This is a genomic window from Nocardia sp. NPDC004604, assembly GCF_040609795.1.
Lineage (GTDB): Bacteria > Actinomycetota > Actinomycetes > Mycobacteriales > Mycobacteriaceae > Nocardia.
In genome coordinates, this window is sequence record NZ_JBEXLC010000300.1 from 1 (window position 1) to 3,260 (window position 3,260).

Sequence of the window (3,260 nt, forward strand, 5' to 3'; positions counted from 1 at the left end):
CGCGCAAGTAGCAGGAGGCGGCAACCATGACCACAAGTGAATTCGCGGCCGTATGCCTGGCGGGCGTCAGCGATCAGCCGCTGGACCCGGCGGTGGTGGAGGCCGCGGTGACCGGGCCGGAGTACGGCGCGGTCGTGGTGTTCACCGGCAAGGTGCGCGATCACGATGGCGGACAGGCGGTTTCCGCATTGGAGTATTCCGCGCATCCGGACGCCGAACGATTTCTGCGCAATTGCTGCGCCGCACTCGCCGAACGCTCCGGACTGCCGGTCGCGGCCGTGCACCGAGTCGGTCAGCTGACCGTCGGTGACCTCGCGATCGTCGTCGCGGTCGCCGCACCGCATCGCGCCGAAGCCTTCACCACCTGTGCGGAATTGGTGGATCGGATCAAACACGAAGTGCCGATCTGGAAGCGCCAATTGTTCGCCGACGGTCTCTCCGAATGGGTCAACGCCTGCGGGTAAAGGGTCATTGCCATTGTTCAACCTCGTCATGAGCGCCGGTCGGGTTGCCCGAAACAACGTTGTGACGCGAATTCACTGACGATTCAATACCCGCGGGATAGCGTTCTCCCCGCAGAAGATTCGTCGATCCGCAGCAGGAGGGGCGCATTGGGAACCGACCAAATATTGCTGCACAGATTCGTCATCGCACAGCTCACGGCGGCGGGGGTGGACCGGGATCGGCTGATCCGCGAGGCCGGACTACCCGAATGGACCATGGCTGGCGAGGCTGTGCACCTGCCGAGTCACACCTTCTCGCGGCTCTGGGAACTCGGTGCACACGCACTCGGCGATCCGAATGTCGCGCTGCATGTGGCCAGCCACTACGAACTCACCAGCCTCGGCCTCTACGACTATCTGTTCTCCACCGCACCGACGCTCGGCGCCGGTCTGGCGACCTGCGGCCCCTATGTCGCCGCCGTGACCACCAATCACCGCTTCGACCTGGTCACCGAGGAACACGAGGTCACGCTGTATCTCGACATGATCGATGGCGCGGGCCGCGGCCGCGAGCTCACCCAACTGTGGGGACTGGCGGCGGTGCTCAGCCGGGCGCGGCGGGTGGTCCGCGAACCGCTCATCCCGCTGCGAGTGGCGCTGCGACAGCAGGCACCCGCGAAAATCGACACCTTCGTCGAGGTATTCGGCAGCCCCGCCATCGAATTCGGCGCGCCGTTCGATGCCATGACCTTCCGTGCCAGCGCTATGGAACTGCCGCTGACCACCAGCGATCCGGTGCTGGCCGGCGTGCTGCGGCCGCTGGCCGACGCGCTCCCGCCACCGCCGCCCTTGACGACCGCGTGGCCGGATCGGGTCGCCGCCGCCGTCACCGACGCACTGGCCGAGGGTGCGGTATCGCTGGATCGGGTGGCCCGCCGACTCGCCACCAGCCCGCGCACGCTGCAACGCAGGCTGATGGAGGCGGGTACCACCTGGCGATCGGAATTGGAGCGGGCGCGCAATGCCCGCCTGGCACAGGCGAATGCGGATGGGCCACTGAGCCGAACGCGCCAGGCCGAACTACTGGGGTATTCGGATGTGGGGTCGATGCGGCGGGCGGCCCGCCGACGGTCCATGACCCAGCCCATGCACCGATCGGACCTTCCGGCCTGATCCGCCGCACCCCCGCGCCGCGCCCCGTGCCAGCACCGGACGCGGTCACACCTTCAAGAAGGTTGCCGCGATGCGCCAGAATGTCGCATCCTCGATGACACGAAAATCCCAGCTATCGACGATATCTCGGGTTGCGGCAACAATGGCGGCCACATCGAAATCGTCACGCGTGGCGGTACCCTTGGCCTCTAACGCGGCGACCACGTACGCCGTAGCGCTCTCCCAGGTCTCTGACACGGAACTCTCCAATCGGTCGTAGAGACATATACGGTCGATCACGGTTCGGGCGCCGAACCGACACCGCGCGCAGCAGGTTCGCTACGTTGCGCATATGCCGCGCGCGGCGGGGCAATGTGTCAGTTTTATGTATGCGCAATGGCCGTGCCAAGAACTGAACGCGCCAGCCTCGAGCAGAACGCGCCAACTTTGTCGACACGCCAACGCTGTCGAGCTACCACTGTTCGCTGCGGCGTCAGTGCGGTGTGTAGCGCCAGATGCCGAGCATGGCAGCGGGATCCAGTGGTTCGGCGTTGGTATGCACAGTGTCGTGCAGCCGTCGCAGCGCCGCGTCGGCGGGTAGGCCCGCACCGATCAATACCAACTGCGTCGTGCGCGATTCGCCGCGCGACCAGGAGTCCGGTTCGAAGACAATGTGGCGGCCGACCATATGCAGCACGAACTTCCGGCGTTCGGCCGCGACACCGAAGGCGGCGAAACCCTTGGCGCGGAACAAGCCCGGCGGCGGGTCCTCCAGGAATTCGACCAGGCGCCGCGGATCCAATTCCCGCTCGCTGGTGAAGGACACGCTGGTGTAGTCGTCGTGCAGATGCCGGTGCCCGGCGTGGTCGTGCTGGTCGTCGTGCGTGTGATCGTGTTCGTCGAGCAGTGCGTCGAAGCTCAATTGTTCGGCGACCCTGGGTATTTCGCGCAGCGGTTCGTCGAACAGCAGGCCCGGGTCGATGCGTCCGTGAGTGGTCGCATACACCGGAACCGGCCCGATCAGCTCGGTGATCTCCTGCCGCAATAGCTCCAGCCGATCCCGTGGTACCCGATCGGCCTTGTTCAGCACCACCAGATCCGCCAGTCGCAGATGCGTGGCGAGTTCGGGATGGCGCCCGCGCGTGTCCGGGAACTGTTCGGCATCCACCACCTCGACCAATCCGCCATAGCGGATGCGCGGATTCTCGGTGCCGACCACCATCCGGATCAGATTGCGCGGTTCGGCCAGACCACTGGCTTCCACCACGATCACATCGATTTTGGCGCGCGGCTGTGCCAGCTTGGTGAACAACTCGTCGAGTTCGCCGACATCGACCGCACAGCAGACACACCCGTTGCCCAACGACACCATGGCGTCGACCTGCCCGGCCACCAGCATGGCATCGACATTGATGGCCCCGAAGTCATTGACCACCACGCCGATCCGCGTACCGCGGTTATTGCGCAGCAGATGGTTGAGCAGCGTCGTCTTCCCGGATCCCAGGAACCCAGCGACGATCAGAACAGGAATCCGCTCGGCCACCCTGACGAGTCTATTGGTGGCTGTGTTCTTGGCCGCGCGGGCGCGGCGTGTTCGCGGCCCCCTGTGTCTCGCGTCCGAGCCGTCGAGACTCGCGACTTCGTCGCATGCGCTTCGACGACTCG

General features: G+C 65.6%; 4 protein-coding genes. 2 read left to right on the plus strand and 2 right to left on the minus strand.

The window, feature by feature from the left end:
* The first annotated feature begins 26 nt into the window (after window positions 1-26).
* Together ABZW16_RS43515 and ABZW16_RS43520 are read left to right on the plus strand one after the other, a co-directional pair.
* Window positions 27-464 (plus strand): molybdenum cofactor biosynthesis protein MoaE, encoded by a 438-nt coding sequence (locus ABZW16_RS43515; RefSeq protein ID WP_354962020.1) that lies wholly within the window; start codon window positions 27-29, stop codon window positions 462-464.
* A gap of 147 nt (window positions 465-611) precedes the next feature.
* Entirely contained in the window at window positions 612-1,616 is a 1,005-nt protein-coding gene (locus tag ABZW16_RS43520) for an AraC family transcriptional regulator ligand-binding domain-containing protein (protein WP_354962021.1), read from the plus strand.
* 45 nt (window positions 1,617-1,661) lie between these two features.
* Here the strand turns inward: ABZW16_RS43520 and ABZW16_RS43525 are convergent, their stop codons facing one another.
* Together ABZW16_RS43525 and ABZW16_RS43530 are read right to left on the minus strand one after the other, a co-directional pair.
* Window positions 1,662-1,853 (minus strand): hypothetical protein, encoded by a 192-nt coding sequence (locus tag ABZW16_RS43525; RefSeq protein WP_354962022.1) that lies wholly within the window; start codon window positions 1,851-1,853, stop codon window positions 1,662-1,664.
* Window positions 1,854-2,088: 235 nt separating this feature from the next.
* Window positions 2,089-3,138, minus strand: coding sequence for a CobW family GTP-binding protein (locus tag ABZW16_RS43530; RefSeq protein WP_354962023.1), 1,050 nt, complete (start codon window positions 3,136-3,138; stop codon window positions 2,089-2,091).
* Window positions 3,139-3,260: the final 122 nt, after the last annotated feature.

Bases quoted from the DNA above. Each gene is read 5' to 3' on its own strand.
- ABZW16_RS43515 (WP_354962020.1), top strand. From the start codon at position 27: ATGACCACAAGTGAATTCGCGGCCGTATGCCTGGCGGGCGTCAGCGAT.